Here is a 17498-nt window from a genome sequence, read left to right on the forward strand (position 1 = left end):
GCTGTACCAGAACATTCCGGCGACGATGAAGCTGAGCAGCAGCGCCGACAGATAGCCGCCATAGAGATGCCAGATCTCCCGCCATTGCGGATTCCCGGTAGCGAATTTGTCGCGCGGCGCCTGGTAGGCGAGCAACGTCATTGCGACACCAAAAATGGTGTTGCTGAGTTGCTCCAGCCGGCGCATTTCGAGATGGCCGACGCTCATTGCCGCTCCCTCCGACCGCAGATTGCGGCTCAGCCGCCTAGCGCCTGATCGAGATCGGCGATCAGGTCTTCCTTGTCCTCGATGCCGATCGAGACCCGCACCATGTCGGGCGCAGCGCCGGCGGCCGTCTTCTGGGCGTCGTCGAGCTGGCTGTGCGTCGTCGAGGCGGGGTGGATGATCAGCGAGCGGGTGTCGCCGACATTGGCCAGATGCGAAAACAGCTTCAGATTGGCGACCAGATCGATGCCGGCCTGATAGCCGCCCTTGAGGCTGAAGGTGAACACAGCGCCGGCGCCCTTCGGCGCGTATTTGCGTGCCAGGGCGTTGTATTTGCTCGACGGCAGGCCCGAGTAGTTCACCGCCGCCACTGCCTTGTGGCCGGATAGAAATTCGGCGATCGCCTTGGCGTTGTCGCAGTGCTTCTGCATGCGCAGCGGCAGCGTCTCGATGCCGGTCAGTAGCATGAAGGCGTTGAACGGCGACAGTGCCGGTCCGAGGTCGCGCAGGCCGAGCACGCGGCAGGCGATCGCGAACGAGAAGTTGCCGAACGTCTCCTGGATCTTGAGGCCGTGATATTCGGGACGCGGCTCGCTCAGCATCGGGTACTTGCCGTCCTTCGACCAGTCGAAGGTGCCGGCATCGACGATGATGCCACCGAGCGAATTGCCGTGGCCGCCGAGAAACTTGGTGAGCGAATGCACCACGATATCGGCGCCGTGGTCGATCGGGCGGATCAGATACGGCGTCGCCAGCGTGTTGTCGACGATCAGCGGCACGCCGGCTTCGCGTGCGACGTCGGCGACCGCCTCGATGTCGGTGATGCTGCCGCCCGGATTGGCGATCGACTCGATAAAGATCGCCTTGGTCTTCGGCGACACCGCGCGCCTGAAGCTCTCGACATCGTCGGTGTCGGCCCACACCACGTTCCATCCGAAGCTCTTGAAGGCGTGGGTGAACTGATTGATCGAGCCACCGTAGAGCTTGCGCGCGGCGATGAATTCGTCACCGGGGCTCATCAGCTGCTGCAGGGCGACGAGCTGCGCAGCGTGGCCGGAGGCGGTGGCGAGCGCGGCGGTGCCGCCCTTCGAGTGCGGCGACGCGCTCTTCGAGCACCGACGTCGTGGGATTGGTGATGCGAGTGTAGATGTTACCGAACGCCTGCAGCCCGAACAACGACGCGGCGTGGTCGGCGTCGTTGAAGACGTAGGACGTGGTCTGATAGATCGGGGTCGCGCGCGCACCGGTGGTGGGATCGGGCTGCGCCCCGGCGTGGATCGCAAGCGTGGCGAATCCCGGATAGCGGTCGGTCATGGTCGATCCCTCATGCTTTGTTGCTTCGTCGTGGTTGCGCGTATCTGAGCGTATGGTTCGACGAGGTCAAGCGACGTGCGCAGCGAGTTCGGCTCAGGTGGTCTCGCTGCGGCCCTTGACCGCACGATCGGACGCAGCGGTGTCGCCACCGGCGACGCTCTCGCGCTGCAGCGACAGGCGCATGCCCTTGACCGGGACGGGCGCGCGCTTGGCGCTGAGCGTGCGTGAATTGACGCCCATCCAGGAGATCTCCGACGACAGCCGGCCGTATTCGATCTTCGGGCAGCGATCCATCACCACTTCGAGGCTGGCGGCTTCGGCCTTGGCGGCTGCTTCGTCGTTGCGAATGCCGAGCTGCATCCAGATCACCTTCGGCAACGGCGACAACGTCAGCGCTTCCTCGACAACCGGCATCACATGCGCGGAGGCGCGGAAGATGTCGACCATGTCGACCGGGCGATCGACGTCCTTCAGCGACGCCAGGAACGGCTTGCCGAGCAGGCTGTTGCCGACCTGGCCGGGGTTGATCGGAATGACGTCGTAGCCGCGCTCAGTGAGATATTTGAAGACGAAGTAGCTCGGCCGCACATTGAGCGGCGACGCCCCGACCATCGCGATGGTCTTCACCTTGTTGAGGATGGCGCGGATGTAGTTGTCGGGATAGGCGTCGTGGTTCATCTAGTCGCTCACTGTACTGAGGCACTCATGGTGAGGAGGCGCGAAGCGCCGTCTCGAACCATGAGCTGTAGGGTGCGGCGCTCCTCGCGGCCATCCTTCGAGACGCCACGGCTTCGCCGTGGCTCCTCAGGATGAGGCGGTGCACGGAGCGACGCCGAGAGCTCAGCAATCCTTCCACTCCGGCTTGCGCTTCTCCAAAAACGCGCCGATGCCCTCTTCGGCGTCGCGGGCCATCATGTTTTCGGTCATCACTTGCGACGCGTAGTTGTAAGCGTCGGCGAGGCCGAGTTCGGCCTGGCGATAGAACGCTTCCTTGCCGATCTTGACTGTGTGGGCGGACTTGCCGGCGATGCTTTCGGCCAGTGCGATGGCGGCAGCGCGTTCGGTTCCATGCGGCACGACGCGGTTAATTAGGCCGATGGCGCGCGCTTCCGCCGCCGGCACCGGCTCGCCGGTGAGCAGCATGTGCATCGCGTGTTTGCGCGCGACGTTGCGCGACAACGCGACCATCGGGGTCGAGCAGAACAGGCCGATATCGACGCCCGGCGTCGCGAAGCTCGCCTGATCGGACGCGACGGCGAGGTCGCAGCTCGCGACGAGCTGACAACCCGCCGCTGTGGCGATGCCCTGGACCGCGGCGATCACCGGCTTCGGCAGATTGACGATCGCCTGCATCATCGCGCTGCAGCTCGTCATGATGCGGGCGAAATTGGCGCGGCCGCGATCGGCGTCGTTGCGATGCGCGGTCATCTCTTTCAGATCGTGCCCGGCGCAGAACGCCGGGCCATTGGCCGCGATCACCACGACGCGAACGCCGTCGTCATGCGCAATCAGCTTCAGCGCATCGTGCAGTTCGTCGATCAGCTCCAGCGACAGACTGTTGCGCGCGCCGGGGCGGTTCAGCGTCAGCACCGCAACACCACCATCGACGGTTTCACGCAGCAGGATCGGTGACGACGACGGTGTCGAGATGACGGGGAGGGCAGTCATGGAAAACGTCCGGACGTTGAATCAAGAGCTGGGAAGGTGCGTCATGGTATTGTAACAAGCCCGCCGAAAACGAAGTCAGGGGCGGAAACGAGAATGACACATGCGAGGATGAGCGTCACCGAACTCGAAGAGTTTTTGCAGCGTGAGTTTCCGCAGGCCTTCAGTCACGGCGACATTGCCATCGAGTCCGCCGACGGACGCACCAGCCTGCTGCGCCAGCGCTTCAATGAACGCATGCTGCGTCCGGGCGGAACCGTATCGGGGCCGACGCTGATGGCGCTGGCCGATTTCGCCATGTACGTCGTGCTCTTGTCGGCCATCGGGCCGGTGGCGCTCGCCGTCACCACCAATCTCAACATCAATTTCCTGCGCAAAGGCCAGCCGGGCCAGGACGTGGTCGCCGTGGCGCGGCTGCTCAAGCTGGGCAAGCGGCTGGCTGTGGGGGAGGTGACGCTCTTGTCCGGCACGTCGCCGGACCCGATCGCCCACGTCACATCGACCTATTCCATTCCAGCACATTGATGTTTTGAGGGGTAATATAGTACCGTATTTTTAAGCCATTGATCCGACAAGGTATTTTTGCCATTCGGGGGATTGACGTGTGCGGTTCGGTTATTTACAAGCCGCAGCAGTCCGGCGGACGTTGCGTGCGCCGAATTTCCCCTGTCACGGATCATCCTCATGAAGACGTTTTCGGCCAAGCCCGCCGAAGTCACGAAGAAGTGGGTCGTCATCGACGCCACCGGTCTCGTGGTCGGCCGGCTCGCCACGCTGGTCGCGATGCGGCTGCGCGGCAAGCACCTCCCGACCTACACCCCGCACGTCGATTGCGGCGACAACGTCATCATCATCAACGCCGCGAAGGTGGTGCTGACCGGTCGCAAGCGCGACAACAAGGTCTACTATCACCACACCGGCTTCATCGGCGGCATCAAGGAACGCTCCGCCAAGTCGATCCTCGAAGGCCGCTTCCCGGAGCGCGTCGTCGAGAAGGCGATTGAGCGCATGATCCCGCGCGGCCCGCTGGGCCGTGTGCAGATGGGCAATCTGCGGGTCTATCCCGGCGCGGAGCATCCGCACGAAGCCCAGCAGCCGGAAGTCGTCGACATCGGCGCGATGAATCGTAAGAACAAGAGGGCGGCCTAATGTCCGACACCATGCAGTCGCTCGAGCAGCTCGGCGCGCTGAAGACCCAGGTTTCCTCGGAGTCGCCGACCTACACCAAGAAGGTCGACAAGTTCGGCCGCGCCTATGCCACCGGCAAGCGCAAGGATGCGGTCGCCCGCGTCTGGATCAAGCCGGGTGCCGGCAAGATCACCGTCAACGCCCGAGAGGTCGAAACCTATTTCGCCCGCCCGGTGCTGCGCATGATGATCCAGCAGCCGCTGGTCGCCGCGGCCCGCGCCGGCCAGTACGACGTGATCTGCACCGTCGCCGGCGGCGGCCTGTCCGGCCAGGCCGGTGCGGTTCGTCACGGCATCTCCAAGGCGCTCACCAATTTCGAGCCGGAGCTGCGCGGCGTGCTGAAGAAGGGCGGCTTCCTGACCCGCGACAGCCGCGTCGTCGAGCGTAAGAAGTACGGCAAAGCCAAGGCCCGCCGCTCCTTCCAGTTCTCGAAGCGCTGATCACGCTCACGCTCAATCCGATCTCTGCAAGAAGGGCGCCTCACGGCGCCCTTCTTCGTTTCGTAGTCAACTAGCCCGAGAGGTTTTGTCGATCTTGCCGCGAAGGCGGAGCAAATTTGCCGAGAATTCGCCGGAAGAATTCCCTGCAAATCCGAGAGGTAGAACGAACCTGATTTCAATCCGAGTCCCAGCAAATGGCGGAGGCAGGGGGGACCGGCATCGCGCTCGCGGTGTTGGACAATCCCTTGCGAATTCAGCTGGATCGCACTCATGTCTCTCGACATCTCGACGCTGTTCCTGGTCGCCACGCTGATCTGCACGCTGCTTGGCGGAATGCTGTTTTACTTCGGCCGGCAGGAAAACATCCCGGCGCTGAACTGGTGGGGCGCCGCCTATCTGCTCGGCGCAGCCGCTTTGGCGCTGTGGACACTGCTCGGGCCCAGCCTCGGAGACCTCGGTGCTCTTGCGACCCTCGCGGTGGGATTTGTCGCCTGCGGCGTGATGTGGAACGCGGCAAGAGTGTTCCATGGGCTGAAGCCGAACTGGCCGGGACTGTTACTCGGCGCCGTCGGCTGGCTCATCGTCGTCGTCAGCGTCCCGGCTGACCAGATTGCGCTCCGCACCACCGTCGGAGCTGCAATCGTCGCAGCCTATGCGGTGTTGACGGCCCGGCAGCTCTCCGCTGAACGGCGCAAGGCGGTGCGGCGGAATTGGCCCACGATGCTGGTGCCGCTGCTGCACGGTGCGGTGCTGATGATACCGATCCTGCTGGCCGATCTGCTGCCGGCGCCCGGCGCGGGTCTTTCCAATAACATCTGGGTAACGCTGTTCGCCATTGAGCTGGTCCTCTATGCGATCGGCACCGTGTTCGCGATCTTCATGCTGGTGTCCGAGCGCACTGTGCGAGCACACAAGGCTGCCGCCGCGATGGATCCGCTCACCGGTCTGTTCAATCGTCGCGGATTCTCGGAAGCTTGCGCGCGGATCATCGAGCGCGAGGCGGAGGCGGGCCGTCCGGTGTCGGTGCTGATCTTCGACATCGATCACTTCAAGTCAATCAACGACCGTTTCGGTCACCCGGCTGGCGACGAAGTGTTGAAGCTGTTCGCCACCATCGTGGCGCATTCGCTGCGGATCTCGGATCTTTGTGGCCGCATAGGCGGCGAAGAGTTCGCGGCCCTGCTGCCTTGTGCGCTCGACGAGGCCGTCACCGCCGCCGATCGGGTGCGCGAGACCTTCCAGAATTGCGGCATCGAGGTCGACGATGCCCCCGTCGCCACCACGGTGTCGATCGGCGTCGCCGGCGGCCCCGCTAATATCGAACTCGACGTGCTGCTCGCCGCCGCCGACACCGCGCTGTATCAGGCGAAGCGCGGCGGCCGAAACCGCGTCGTCGCCACAGCCGAGGAGCCGCTGTCGCTGGAGCACGGCCGCCGCAAAGCCGCGCTGTCGAACGAGCCGCGCAGCAGCGTCGTGGTGCGCAACAATCCGGTCGGGCAGGCCGTGGCGTAGCGCCTCTTCATTCCCGCAGCGTCACACGCTAAGACGCTCTGCACCGAAAGGGAGGAGCGCATGATCACAGAAATCGCCCAGATCGAAGTCAAGCCGGGCAGTGAAGCGGAATTCGAGGCGGCCGTGACGAAGGCGCGCGCCGTGTTCGGCCGCGCCAAGGGCTTTCATGGTTTCGAATTGCATCGCTCGATCGAGAAGCCGCAGCGTTACCGACTGGTGGTGAAGTGGGAGACGCTGGAAAACCACACCGTCGACTTCCGCGGCTCGGAGCATTTCACCGAGTGGCGTGGCCTGGTCGGCCCGTTCTTCGCGTCACCGCCGGACGTCGAGCATACTCAGACGGTCGTCACGACTTAAGCTGAAGGCGACGCCTCCAGCGCGATCGGCGTGGAGGCGGTCACCGCCTCCGGTTCGTCGGCCCGAAGCTGATCGATCACGACGCGAGCGATCGCCATCAGCGGCAGCGCCATCGCCAAGCCCCACAGCCCGAACACGATGCCGAGCAGGATCTGCATCGCGAACAGCGTCGCGGGCGGAATGTCGATGGCCTGGCGCTGGATCAGCGGGGTAAGGATGTAGCTTTCCAGCGCGTGCACGCCGAGAAACAACGCGAAGGCGCTCAGCACCGCGATCCACCCAGAGGCGATCGCCGCGAGCACGATGATCAGACCACCCAGAATGGCGCCGAGGGTCGGGATGAAGGCGAGCAGACCGGCCTGGATGCCGAGGATGAATGGGCCCGGCACGCCGATCAGCCACAGCCCGATGGCGGTGACGGCGAACACCGCGAACATAGTGATGAGCTGCGCCAGCAACCAGCGCTTGAGCATCTCGCCGGTGGCATCGACGACACGGTCGGCGCGGGCGCGGTAACGTTGCGGCGCGACGCGCACCAGGCCGCGCCGATACACGTCCGGTTGTGCGGCGAACGCCAGGCCCAAGAACATGACGATGAAGAAGTTGCCGACAGCGCCGATGGTGCCAAGGATCAGCTTCAAGGTCTGGCTCACGATGGCGCCGCCGCCGGACGCGATCTCACCGGCGCTCGGCAGATTGCGCTGCGGCGCTGGCGACGGCGTCTCGGTGGATGCGGCATTGCCGGAGCCGAGTTCGAGGAAGCTGGTGTCGACACCCTGGTGCTCGAGGAAAGCCTTCACGTTGACGATCTGAGTCTTGATCGTCCCGGACAGCGCGGTGGCCTGTTGGCTTATCGTGCTGCCACCGAGAACGGCGACACCGACCGTCATTGCCGCCAGGACGAAACACACCAAACCAAGCCGCAGCCCATGCGGGCCGCCGATGACGCGCCCGACCAGTTCGGTCAGCGCATTGAGGAAGACGCCGAACAGGATGCCGGCAAAGATCAGGAACAACGTCGCGGCGAAATGCCAGGCGGCGTAGAGCAGGGCGGCGAATCCGACGGTCGCCATGCCGCCGATGGAAATCGCCCAAGCCAGATCGCTTCGGGTCAGCGGCCGTTCCTGAAAGGGAAGAGTCACGTTCGCTCCTGTGTCTGCCGGCGAACGTTCCGCGAAAATCTACGTCAGGGCAAGCCAACGCTCGGCGCGGAAACGATTTTCAAACGCGTCTTCCGCTAACCATACGTTCACCACGCTGGACCCGTCCCCATTTTCGCCTCCTTCACACTGCGATATGGTCACACTGCAATGCCGATCTGGGGCCGGTCCGAAACGCGACGGGGATCGCCAGCCCACTGCTAGGGCGAGCGGTCGCGAAATGGTATTTGGGGATCTATGGGGACTCGCGAGCACGATTCGTTGCGCCAGGCCGCACGTGCGGTAGCTGTCGCAGGCGCCTGTCTCGCGCTAGCCAATTGCGCCCAGAACGGCCAATTCAGCCGCGTCGATCCGAAATACGGTGTGTCGTCCAGCCCGCGCGTCGTTGGGTTCGGCGAGCCTGTGCCGAAGGGCGGCGGGACCTACCGCGTCGGCAAGCCCTATGTGGTCGGCGGCCGGGTCTATGTTCCGGAAGAAGACGTCAACTACCGCGCCGAAGGTCTGGCGTCCTGGTACGGCGATGATTTCCACGGCCGGCTGACCGCCAATGGCGAAGTGTTCGACATGGCATCGCTGTCGGCGGCGCATCCGACGCTGCCGATTCCGAGCTACGCCCGCGTCACCAACCTGTCGAACGGCCGCTCGCTGATCGTCCGCATCAACGACCGTGGCCCTTATCACGGCAATCGGCTCATCGACGTTTCGAACAAAGCCGCGGAACTTCTTGATTTCAAACGCAAAGGCACCGCACGCGTGCGCGTCGAATATGTCGGCCGGGCTCCGCTCGAAGGATCCGACGACCGACTGCTGATGGCGACGCTGCGGCAGGGCGAACCGGCACCGGCGCCGAGCGGCGTCCGTATCGCATCTGCCAAGCCGTTCGTGCCGGACATGCAGGGCGGGGGCATGGCGACCCGTGCGGTTCGCGGCGAGGTCCCGCTGCCGGAAGGCCGCCCGTACACGCTCGGCAACACCGCGATGGACGTCGCGTCGATCGGCGCCACCTCCGAGATTTCCGCGTCGCGTAGCACGCGTCCCGGACGCCACGACCTGGCCGTCAACACCCGGCAAGTGACGTATGAGGCCAACGCCGAAGCGACCGAGCGGGAGACCCGCTCGAGCTACGCGCCATCGCGCAGCGACGATGCCATCGGCAATCTGATGTCGGCCCGCGGGCTTTACTGAGAGCGGTTCATGCTCGTCGACCGCTGGTCGGCCTGAGGTTCGGCCGACCAGCGAACTCGGTTCAATCTGCCGGCCAGATCACTTGAGAGGCTCGATCGGTTTTCCGTCCGGTCCGAATGCCGACACATGGTCGTCGATGACGAACGACATCAAGTCGTGTCCGATGACCAGAGGCCCGGCGTAGGTCGAGCGCGTCCGCTGCAACAGCGCATCTTCCGGCACGTCCTGCACCGGTTTGAGCGTCGCAAACACGATGTGCGAATAGACCGCGAGTTTCGGCTTCGCCAGCGTGAAGATCCGGCCCGCCTCTTCGGGCGAGGAGTGATGGGCTTCGATGTCCCGATACGACGGGTACTTCTTCGCCAGATCGGGCTCGATGACCGCAACTTCGTGGACCAGCAGGTCGGCGCCCTTGGCCGCGGTGGCTACGCGTTCGTCGTATTTGGTGTCGCCCGACAGCACGACTTTCTTGCCGTCGTACTCGATCACGTAGCCGAAGGCGGGCTTGATCTTTTCGCCGTGGTTGACCTCAATCGCGGTGACCTTGACGCCGTTCCTGTCGTAGACCGGGCCGGGCGTGATGTCCTTGGCGTCGAACGCCACACCGGCAGGCGGCAGATGTTCGTCGTCTTCGCGAATCCGGATGTCCTCCGAAAACGCCTTGGCGAGGTTCTCGGTCATCGCGACGGTTCCGTCAGGGCCGTACACGACCATCGGCGTCTTTCGCGAGGCCCACGGCGTTCCGATCCAGCCGGAGAGCCACATGTCGGGCAGGCCGACGAGGTGATCCGAATGCAGATGCGTGATGAAGTGCGCCGTGATCGCGCCAAGCGGGATGTGCTTTTGGNAACAGCCTGATGGTCGAACCGCGACCGAAGTCGAACAGCAGTTTTTTCCGGCCCGGCCTCGACCAACGTCGAGGCGCTGAAGCTTCCGACCCGTGGCGTCGGCGTGCCGGTTCCGAGCAGGGTCACCTTTATGTTGCCGGCGACGGCGGTTTTGATCCACAGCAGCGCGGCGGCCGCAATCGCGGTGGTGTTTTTCGTCAGCTTGGGGCCCTGTTCGTCCTGTCAAATGAGCCCGCGACCTGAAATCGCGGTCGGGAGTAGGGGCTGACGACTACTCGGGCGTGCAACGTTTGACCAAGTCAAACGTGTTTGCGGTCGCACAACAGCGATGGCCTGAACCTCGCCGCAGCTGGACGCATGAAAAACCCAGAGAGCATCGACGAATTTCTCGCGTTCAGGATCTACCACCTCGGCAAAATGGCTGCCCAGGGTGTGGGGATCATGCTCAAGCGAGAGCAGGGCATCACACGCCGCGATTGGAAAATCATCGCGTTCGTCGTCCGTCATCCCAACATGAGTCTCAGCGAACTTGCGGAGGCGGCTCAGCTCGAAACCGAACTTGCAAGCCGCGGGGTCGCCAAGCTGGTCGAGGCGGGTATCATCGTCAAATCGCGACTGCCGACCAACAAACGGCTGCTGGTCCTGTCGCTGACTCCTGCCGGTCGTGACCTTTATGAGCAGACCTATCAGGCCACCAAACGATTCAACGCCGCACTGGCCGAATGCCTCAGCGACAAAGAAGCCGAGCTGCTCGACCACCTGCTGAAGAAGCTGGGCGAACGCGCCGAGCAGCTGACGCAACGCGAGCTGCAGAAATCCGGTTCCAACTAGCAGCTATATCTGCCGGAGAAACTCGATCAGCGCCGCATTGACCTCGTCGGGTCGCTCTTGCTGGATCCAGTGGCCAGCGCCATCGATGATCAGCTTGCGTTTCAGGTTCGGCAGCACCTTCTCCATCGACGCGACGTGCTTGGCGCCCATTGCGTCCGAGATCACCGGGTCCTTGGAGCCGGCGATGAACAGCGCCGGCTGCTTGATCTGCGCACCCTGCCAAGGTGCCGTGAGATCCCAATTGCGGTCGATGTTGCGATACCAGTTCAAGCCGCCGCGGAAGCCGGCCTTGCGATAGGCCTCGACGAAATACGCCAGCTCGGTCTCGCCGATCCAGGGCGGCAGCGGCCGGTCGGATCGCGGATTACCGAGGAAGCCGCCGCCTTCGCGGATGAATAGCGAGCGCGCCGGATCGGAAAAGCCACCGGCCAGGATGGTGCGCATGGTGATAGCGACGTCGCGCTCGAATTCGGCTTCGGCGACGCCGGGCTGCTGGAAATACTGCCAGTAGAAGTTGGTGACGCCGGCAGCCTTGAGATTGTCGAGCGGCCGGCCATTGCCGCGCCACGGCGGCGGCACGCTGAGGCCGGCGACGGCCTTGAACAGATCGGGCCGGAACAGCGCCGCGTGCCAGGCGACCGGCGCGCCCCAGTCGTGGCCGATGATGATGGCGCTGTCCTGTTTGAACTCGGCGACCAGCGCCACCATGTCGCCGACAAGATCGAAGATGCTGTAGCTCTCGATCTTCGGCGGAGCGCTGGAGCCGCCGAAGCCACGCATGTCGGGAGCGACGACGTGGAAGCCGGCGTCGGCGAGGGCGCCGATCTGGTGGCGCCAGGAATAGGACAATTCGGGCCAGCCGTGGCAGAGCAGGACCAGCGGGCCTTCGCCTTGTTCGCGCAAAAACAACTCGATTCCGTTGACCGCAACGGTCCTCGTCGTCGCCATCCGTATTTCCGCCCTGTGTTTGTTTGTCTGGTCGTCCGCCGGCGCAGACGATAGGATCGAAGCTGCGTCGCCACAATCTTGAAATCCGCTCGTGCGCGTCAACCACGCGCCGCATCCGAAGTTGCTCCGGGAGCGCCGATGGCCCTCACGATTTCCTCTTTTCGTCCCCGCAGACCGCGCTGGCGCGGCGTGCTGGCGAGCCTGCTGATGGTCGCGCTCGGCGCAGCGCCGGCGCTTGCCGCCAATCAGAGCGTGACCGGGGTCAAGAAAGAAGAGGCTGCCGGCGGCTACGAGACCGAAGCGCCGACCGCGATCCTGATCGACGCCGAGAGCGGCAGCGTGCTGTTCGAGAAGAACGCTGACGAACTGCGCGCGCCATCCAGCATGATGAAGCTGATGACGGTCGAGCTGGTGTTTCACCTGCTGACGAAAGGCGACATCAAGCTGACCGATCAGTACCGGGTCAGCGAGAACTCCTGGCGCTACGGCGGCGCCATGGCCGGGAACTCGACGATGTTCGCCGAGATCCACAGCAGCATCTCGGTCGACAACCTGCTGCGCGGCGCCATCATCCAGAGTGGCAATGACTCGTGCATGATCCTCGCCGAAGGCATCGCCGGCAGCGAAGCGGCGTTCGTCGAGAAGATGACCGCGCGGGCGCGCGAGCTCGGGCTGACGGCCTCGACCTTCGCCAATTCAAACGGCCTGCCCAATCCGGGCAACAAGATGAGCGTGCGCGAACTCGCCAAGCTGGCGCGTCACATCATCCTGACCTATCCCGACTACTACAAGCTGTTCGGCGAGAAGGAATTCACCTGGAACAAGATCCGCCAGACCAACCGCAATCCGCTGCTCAATCTGATGCCCGGCGCCGACGGGCTGAAGACCGGCTACACCAAGGAGGGCGGCTACGGCCTGGTCGGCTCCGCGGTACAGAACGGCATGCGGCTGATCGTGGTGGTCAACGGTGTGGACGACATCGAAGATCGCGCCACCGAGGCCAAGAAGCTGCTCGAATGGGGCTTCCGCAATTTCGAATCGCGGGCGCTGTTTGCCCCGGATGCGACGGTCGGCTACGCCCGTGTATTCGCCGGCGAAAAACGCTACGTGCCGCTGATCCCCGCCGAACCGGTGCGGGTGATGGTGCGCAAGAACGGCAGCGACAAGCTTCTCGCGCGGATCGTCTATAATGGCCCGGTGCCGGCGCCGGTGCAGGCCGGTCAGCCGATCGGCGTGGTACGGGTGTGGCGCGGGACTAACCTCGCCGTCGAGGTGCCGCTCAAAGCGGCCGAGGCCGACGCGGTGGGTACGACCATGCGCCGCGCCGTCGATGGCGCCAGCGAACTCTTCATCGGCGTCTTCCGGGCCGGCATCGCGAAGCTCTGACAATGGTTGAACATTCGCCCATGAGTCCTTCGCAGCGCGGTCGTTTCATCACTTTCGAAGGCGGCGAGGGCGCCGGCAAATCGACGCAGATCAAGCTGTTGGCGGATCGACTGCAGAAGGCCGGGCTGCAGACCGTGGTGACGCGCGAACCAGGCGGCTCGCCGGGCGCCGAGGTAATTCGGCACCTTTTGCTGTCGGGGATCGGCGGTCTGATCGGCGGTCCCGAGGCCGAGGCGCTTCTGTTCGCCGCAGCGCGCGACGACCATGTCCGCACCTTGATCGCGCCGGCGCTGGACCGCGGCACCTGGGTGCTGTGTGACCGCTTCTACGACTCCAGCCGGGTGTATCAGGGTAGCCTCGGGGCCGTCAGCCCGGCACTACTCGGCGCGCTGCAGGACGTCACTATCGGCGCGATGAAGCCGGACCTGACGGTGATCCTCGACGTGCCCGTCGAAGTCGGCCTCAAGCGCGCCGCGCTTCGCCGCGGCAGTGCGGCGCCGGACCGGTTCGAGGGCGAGACCACGGACTTCCATCGCAAGCTGCGCGAGGCCTACCGGCAGATCGCCGTGGCCGAACCTGAGCGCTGCGTTCTGATCGACGCCAACGCCGATCAGAAGGTCGTCGGCGACCGCATCTGGCTCGCAGTGCAGGATCGGTTGCTCGGGTGGCCGCAGGCCAAGCCCGAGCCCGCGGCCACGCCCACCGACAAGGCAGCAGCCAAGCCCAAACCGAAGCCCAAGGCGAAGGTCAGGTCGCGATGAGTGCCCGCAAAGTCGCGGCAGCGGAGGTTGTCGCCAGGCCGCCGCGCGAGACCCTGTCGCTGATCAGCCACCAGGCCGCCGAGCACGCCCTGCTGGACGCCTATCGGGGCGGTCGCATCGCCCATGCCTGGCTGATCGGCGGCGCGATGGGCATCGGCAAGGCGACACTGGCCTACCGGATGGCGCGGTTCGTGCTGGCGCATCCGAACCCGGCCGACGCGGCGGTCGCGGCCGCCACTACGCTGGCGCTCGACGCCGACCACCCGGTGGTCCGCCACGTCGTCGCCGGTGCGCATGGCGGCCTGCTGACGCTGGAGCGCTCGGTCAACGATAAGGGCGTGCTGCGCAACGTCATCACCGTCGACGAGTCGCGCGAGACCATCTCGTTCTTTGGCTCCACCGCCGCGGTCGAAGGCTGGCGCGTCTGCATCGTCGATACCGTCGACGATCTCAATGCGTCGTCGGCGAACGCGCTGCTCAAGGTGATAGAGGAGCCGCCGCAGCGCTCGCTGTTTCTCCTGATCAGCAATTCGCCGGCGCGGGTTTTGCCGACCATCCAGTCGCGCTGTCGCAAGCTGATGCTGCGGCCGCTGTCGACCGCCGATGTCATCGCCGCAGCCGCCGACGCCGCCGATCTCGATCCGGCCGACCCAAAGCTCGCCGAAGCGGCCGCGGCATCCGAAGGCAGCGTCGCGCGCGCGCTGGTGCTGCTCGGCGGCGACGCGCTCACCTTGCAGCAAAAGACCACGGCGCTGCTCGACAGCCTGCCCAATCCCGATCCTCGCGCGCTGCATGCGCTCGGCGAAGCCATCGGCGGGACCGACCGCGCCACGCTGCAGGCGTTCGTCGACGGCGTCGACCGCTGGATCGCCTCCCGGCTGCGTACCGCCGATCCGAACGCGGAACTGCAGCGCCTTGCACGGCTAGCGGAGGTGTGGGAAAAGATCGGCCGCGCCGCACGCGACACCGAAGCCTACAATCTCGAGCGCAAGCCGCTGGTGTTTTCGGTGTTCGGGCTTCTCGCGGAGGCGGTGCGCTGACGCGCAGGGCTGGCCCGCATTTGCAGGCCCCAATTGCGTCCCGGCGCGGCCGTTCTCACACAGATCGACATTTGTGAAAGGCGTCCGCGCACATGGCGCAGCGACAATCATTCTACATCACTACGGCCATCGCTTACCCGAACGGCGCGCCGCATATCGGCCACGCCTATGAGGCGATCGCGACCGACGCGCTGGCGCGGTTCCAGCGGCTCGATGGCAAGGACGTGTTCTTCCTGACCGGCACCGACGAGCACGGCCTGAAGATGATCCAGACCGCGCAGAAGGAGGGGATCGAGACCCACGCGCTCGCCACCCGCAACGCCGGCCGCTTCCGCGAGATGGACGATCGTCTCGGCGTCTCCTACGACCGCTTTATCCGCACGTCCGAGGAACAGCATCACCGCTCGGTCCAGGAGATCTGGAAGCGGATGCAGGCGAACGGCGACATCTATCTCGACAGTTACGCGGGCTGGTACTCGGTCCGCGACGAAGCCTATTACGCGGAGGACGAGACAACCGTCGGCGAGGACAAGGTGCGCCGCGGTCCGCAGGGCACGCCGGTCGAATGGGTCGAGGAGAAGAGCTACTTCTTCAAGCTGTCGGCCTATCAGGACAAACTACTGAAGCTCTACGAGGACCAGCCGGATTTCATCGGCCCGGACTCGCGCCGCAACGAGGTGATCAGCTTCGTCAAGGGCGGGCTGAAGGATCTGTCAGTGTCGCGCACCACGTTCGACTGGGGCGTCAAGGTGCCGGGCGACCCGGAGCACGTGATGTATGTCTGGGTCGACGCGCTGACCAACTACATCACCGGCGTCGGCTTCCCCGACGAGAGCGACAAGAACTGGCACTATTGGCCGGCCGACGTCCATGTCATCGGCAAGGACATCATCCGCTTCCACGCGGTGTATTGGCCGGCATTCCTGATGTCGGCGGGCATCCCTGTGCAGAAGCGCGTCTACGCCCACGGCTTTCTGTTCAACAAGGGCGAGAAGATGTCGAAGTCGGTCGGCAACATTGTCGACCCGTTCAATCTCGCCGATCAGTACGGCGTCGATCAGGTGCGCTACTTCTTCCTGCGCGAGGTGCCGTTCGGGTCCGACGGCAGCTACAATCACGAGGCGATCGTCAACCGCATCAATGCCGACCTCGCCAACGACCTCGGCAATCTGGCGCAGCGCTCGCTGACCATGGTGGCCAAGCAGTGCGAGGGCAAAGTGCCGGAGCACGGCGAATTCAGCGATACCGACAAGGCGATCCTCAGCATGGCCGACGGCATGATCGCGCAGGCGCGCAGCGCGATGGCGACGCAGCAGATCCATCAGGCGCTCAACGCGGTGTGGGCGGTGGTGGCGGAGGCCAACCGTTACTTCGCCGGCGAAGCGCCGTGGGCGCTGGCCAAGACCGATCCGCCGCGGCAGAAGACGGTGCTGTACGTTACCGCCGAAGTGCTGCGGCAGATCTCGATCCTGGCGCAGCCGGCGATCCCGACGTCGGCAGCGAAGCTGCTCGACATCCTCGGCATCGCCGCGGACGCGCGCGACTTCGCGGCGCTCGGGACGCGCATCGTGCCGGGTTCGCCGCTGCCGGCACCGGCGCCGATCTTCCCGCGCTATGTCGAGCCGGCGACCGCTTAGCATGATGCTGGTCGACAGCCACTGCCACCTCGACTTCCCCGACTTTGCCGACGATCTCGCCGGCATCGTCGCCCGCGCCGAAGCCAGCGGGGTAGGGCGGATGGTGACGATCTCGACACGGGTCAAGAAGCTGCCTGACCTGCTGGCGATCGCCGAGCGGTTTCCGAACGTGTACTGCTCTGTGGGGACGCATCCGCATCAGGCCGACGAGGAAGATAGCATCAGCGCCGACGAACTCGTCAAGCTGTCGCAGCATCCGAAAGTCGTCGCGTTCGGCGAAGCCGGACTCGATTACTTCTACGAACACGGCTCGCGCGACGCGCAGGAACGCGGCTTTCGCACGCACATTGCGGCGGCGCGCGAGACCGGATTGCCGCTGGTGATCCACACGCGCGAGGCGGACGAGGATTGCGGCCGCATCCTCGAAGACGAAATGAAGAAGGGAGCTTTTCGCGCGGTGCTGCATTGCTACACCGGAGGCCGAGAGCTCGCCATGAAAGCCATCGATCTCGGACTGCTGATCTCGTTCACCGGCATCCTGACCTTCAAGAAGTCCGAGGCGCTACGGGCGCTGGCGGCGGAGCTGCCGGCCGATCGCATCATGGTCGAAACCGACTCGCCGTATCTGGCGCCGGGCAAATATCGCGGCAAGCGCAACGAGCCATCCTACGTGGTCGAAACCGCCAAGGTGCTGGCGGAAACGCGCGGTGCCACGCTCGACGAGATCGCGCAGCAGACCACGGCGAATTTCTTCAAGCTGTTCGGCAAGGTGCCCGCGCCGGAGGCCGCATGACGATCACACTCACCATCCTCGGCTCCGGCTCGTCGGCCGGCGTACCACGGCCGGCGCTCGGCTGGGGCGCGGCCGACCCGGACAATCCGAAGAACCGCCGGCTGCGCTGTTCGCTGCTCGCCGAGCGCGTCACGCCGGACGGCATCACCCGGGTGCTGATCGACACCTCGCCCGACCTGCGCGAGCAGCTGATCCGCACCGAGGTCGATCATCTCGATGCAGTGTTCCT

Annotated in this window: 18 protein-coding genes and 2 pseudogenes; 13 read left to right on the plus strand and 7 right to left on the minus strand. The window is 64.8% G+C overall.

The features are described from left to right. From I5M_RS28610 to I5M_RS28625, 4 genes and pseudogenes are all read right to left on the minus strand, one after another. The coding region (locus tag I5M_RS28610; RefSeq protein WP_022724530.1) for a TMEM175 family protein at positions 1-207 on the minus strand (207 nt) is incomplete at its 3' end. Positions 208-236: 29 nt separating this feature from the next. Beyond that, positions 237-1518, minus strand: a pseudogene (locus tag I5M_RS30795) (O-acetylhomoserine aminocarboxypropyltransferase). A gap of 93 nt (positions 1519-1611) precedes the next feature. After that, complete coding sequence (locus I5M_RS28620) at positions 1612-2196, minus strand: CoA-binding protein (RefSeq protein ID WP_022724531.1); 585 nt, start codon at positions 2194-2196, stop codon at positions 1612-1614. A 162-nt stretch (positions 2197-2358) separates the two neighbouring features. Then, the gene (locus I5M_RS28625; protein ID WP_022724532.1) at positions 2359-3186 is read right to left on the minus strand and encodes an enoyl-CoA hydratase; all 828 of its coding nucleotides are present in this window, start codon (positions 3184-3186) and stop codon (positions 2359-2361) included. Positions 3187-3279: 93 nt separating this feature from the next. On the opposite strand from I5M_RS28625, the gene I5M_RS28630 reads away from it, so the two are divergent. The 5 genes from I5M_RS28630 (at position 3280) to I5M_RS28650 (ending at position 6680) form a co-directional block, all read left to right on the plus strand. Then, positions 3280-3708 carry a PaaI family thioesterase gene (locus I5M_RS28630; RefSeq protein WP_022724533.1) on the plus strand — a complete coding sequence of 143 codons (429 nt, stop codon included), beginning with the start codon at positions 3280-3282 and terminating at the stop codon, positions 3706-3708. A gap of 159 nt (positions 3709-3867) precedes the next feature. Beyond that, on the plus strand, positions 3868-4332 hold the full coding sequence (gene rplM, locus I5M_RS28635) for a 50S ribosomal protein L13 (RefSeq protein ID WP_022724534.1): 465 nt from the start codon (positions 3868-3870) through the stop codon (positions 4330-4332). Then, positions 4332-4811, plus strand: a complete 480-nt coding sequence (gene rpsI / locus I5M_RS28640; RefSeq protein ID WP_022724535.1) for a 30S ribosomal protein S9 — start codon at positions 4332-4334, stop codon at positions 4809-4811. Before rplM ends, rpsI begins: the two co-directional genes overlap by 1 nt. 270 nt (positions 4812-5081) lie before the next feature. Then, on the plus strand, positions 5082-6323 hold the full coding sequence (locus I5M_RS28645; RefSeq protein ID WP_022724536.1) for a GGDEF domain-containing protein: 1242 nt from the start codon (positions 5082-5084) through the stop codon (positions 6321-6323). Between the two features lie 60 nt (positions 6324-6383). Continuing rightward, positions 6384-6680, plus strand: coding sequence for an antibiotic biosynthesis monooxygenase (locus I5M_RS28650; protein ID WP_022724537.1), 297 nt, complete (start codon positions 6384-6386; stop codon positions 6678-6680). Here I5M_RS28650 and I5M_RS28655 read toward each other — a convergent pair. After that, positions 6677-7822, minus strand: a complete 1146-nt coding sequence (locus tag I5M_RS28655; RefSeq protein WP_022724538.1) for an AI-2E family transporter — start codon at positions 7820-7822, stop codon at positions 6677-6679. The genes I5M_RS28650 and I5M_RS28655 overlap by 4 nt on opposite strands. 255 nt (positions 7823-8077) lie before the next feature. Between I5M_RS28655 and I5M_RS28660 the strand changes: the two genes are divergently transcribed. Beyond that, positions 8078-9025 carry a septal ring lytic transglycosylase RlpA family protein gene (locus I5M_RS28660; RefSeq protein ID WP_031337959.1) on the plus strand — a complete coding sequence of 316 codons (948 nt, stop codon included), beginning with the start codon at positions 8078-8080 and terminating at the stop codon, positions 9023-9025. Positions 9026-9103: 78 nt separating this feature from the next. Here the strand turns inward: I5M_RS28660 and I5M_RS30800 are convergent, their stop codons facing one another. Then, the gene (locus I5M_RS30800) at positions 9104-10033 is read right to left on the minus strand and encodes an MBL fold metallo-hydrolase (RefSeq protein ID WP_244432117.1); all 930 of its coding nucleotides are present in this window, start codon (positions 10031-10033) and stop codon (positions 9104-9106) included. A gap of 197 nt (positions 10034-10230) precedes the next feature. Here I5M_RS30800 and I5M_RS28670 point away from each other — a divergent pair, with 197 nt between their 5' ends. Then, positions 10231-10704, plus strand: a complete 474-nt coding sequence (locus I5M_RS28670) for a MarR family winged helix-turn-helix transcriptional regulator (protein WP_040771953.1) — start codon at positions 10231-10233, stop codon at positions 10702-10704. Positions 10705-10707: 3 nt separating this feature from the next. Here I5M_RS28670 and I5M_RS28675 read toward each other — a convergent pair whose 3' ends face one another. After that, on the minus strand, positions 10708-11652 hold the full coding sequence (locus tag I5M_RS28675) for an alpha/beta fold hydrolase (protein ID WP_031337962.1): 945 nt from the start codon (positions 11650-11652) through the stop codon (positions 10708-10710). A 138-nt stretch (positions 11653-11790) separates the two neighbouring features. Between I5M_RS28675 and I5M_RS28680 the strand changes: the two genes are divergently transcribed. The 6 genes and pseudogenes from I5M_RS28680 to I5M_RS28705 form a co-directional block, all read left to right on the plus strand. Continuing rightward, positions 11791-13038 carry a D-alanyl-D-alanine carboxypeptidase family protein gene (locus I5M_RS28680; protein ID WP_031337963.1) on the plus strand — a complete coding sequence of 416 codons (1248 nt, stop codon included), beginning with the start codon at positions 11791-11793 and terminating at the stop codon, positions 13036-13038. Positions 13039-13040: 2 nt separating this feature from the next. After that, the gene (gene tmk, locus I5M_RS28685; protein ID WP_022724543.1) at positions 13041-13799 is read left to right on the plus strand and encodes a dTMP kinase; all 759 of its coding nucleotides are present in this window, start codon (positions 13041-13043) and stop codon (positions 13797-13799) included. Then, entirely contained in the window at positions 13796-14839 is a 1044-nt protein-coding gene (locus I5M_RS28690; RefSeq protein ID WP_022724544.1) for a DNA polymerase III subunit delta', read from the plus strand. The genes tmk and I5M_RS28690 overlap by 4 nt, the downstream gene beginning before the upstream one ends. Positions 14840-14931: 92 nt before the next feature. Then, positions 14932-16476 (plus strand): methionine--tRNA ligase, encoded by a 1545-nt coding sequence (gene metG / locus I5M_RS28695; RefSeq protein ID WP_022724545.1) that lies wholly within the window; start codon positions 14932-14934, stop codon positions 16474-16476. Positions 16477-16480: 4 nt separating this feature from the next. Continuing rightward, positions 16481-17269: a TatD family hydrolase gene (locus tag I5M_RS28700; RefSeq protein ID WP_031337964.1), complete on the plus strand. Its 789-nt coding sequence runs from the start codon at positions 16481-16483 to the stop codon at positions 17267-17269. Beyond that, positions 17266-17498, plus strand: a pseudogene (locus tag I5M_RS28705) (MBL fold metallo-hydrolase); the annotation flags it as partial. The gene I5M_RS28700 and the pseudogene I5M_RS28705, both read left to right, overlap by 4 nt.

This window comes from Rhodopseudomonas sp. B29 (genome assembly GCF_000333455.1).
In the GTDB taxonomy this organism is placed as follows: Bacteria; Pseudomonadota; Alphaproteobacteria; order Rhizobiales; family Xanthobacteraceae; genus Rhodopseudomonas.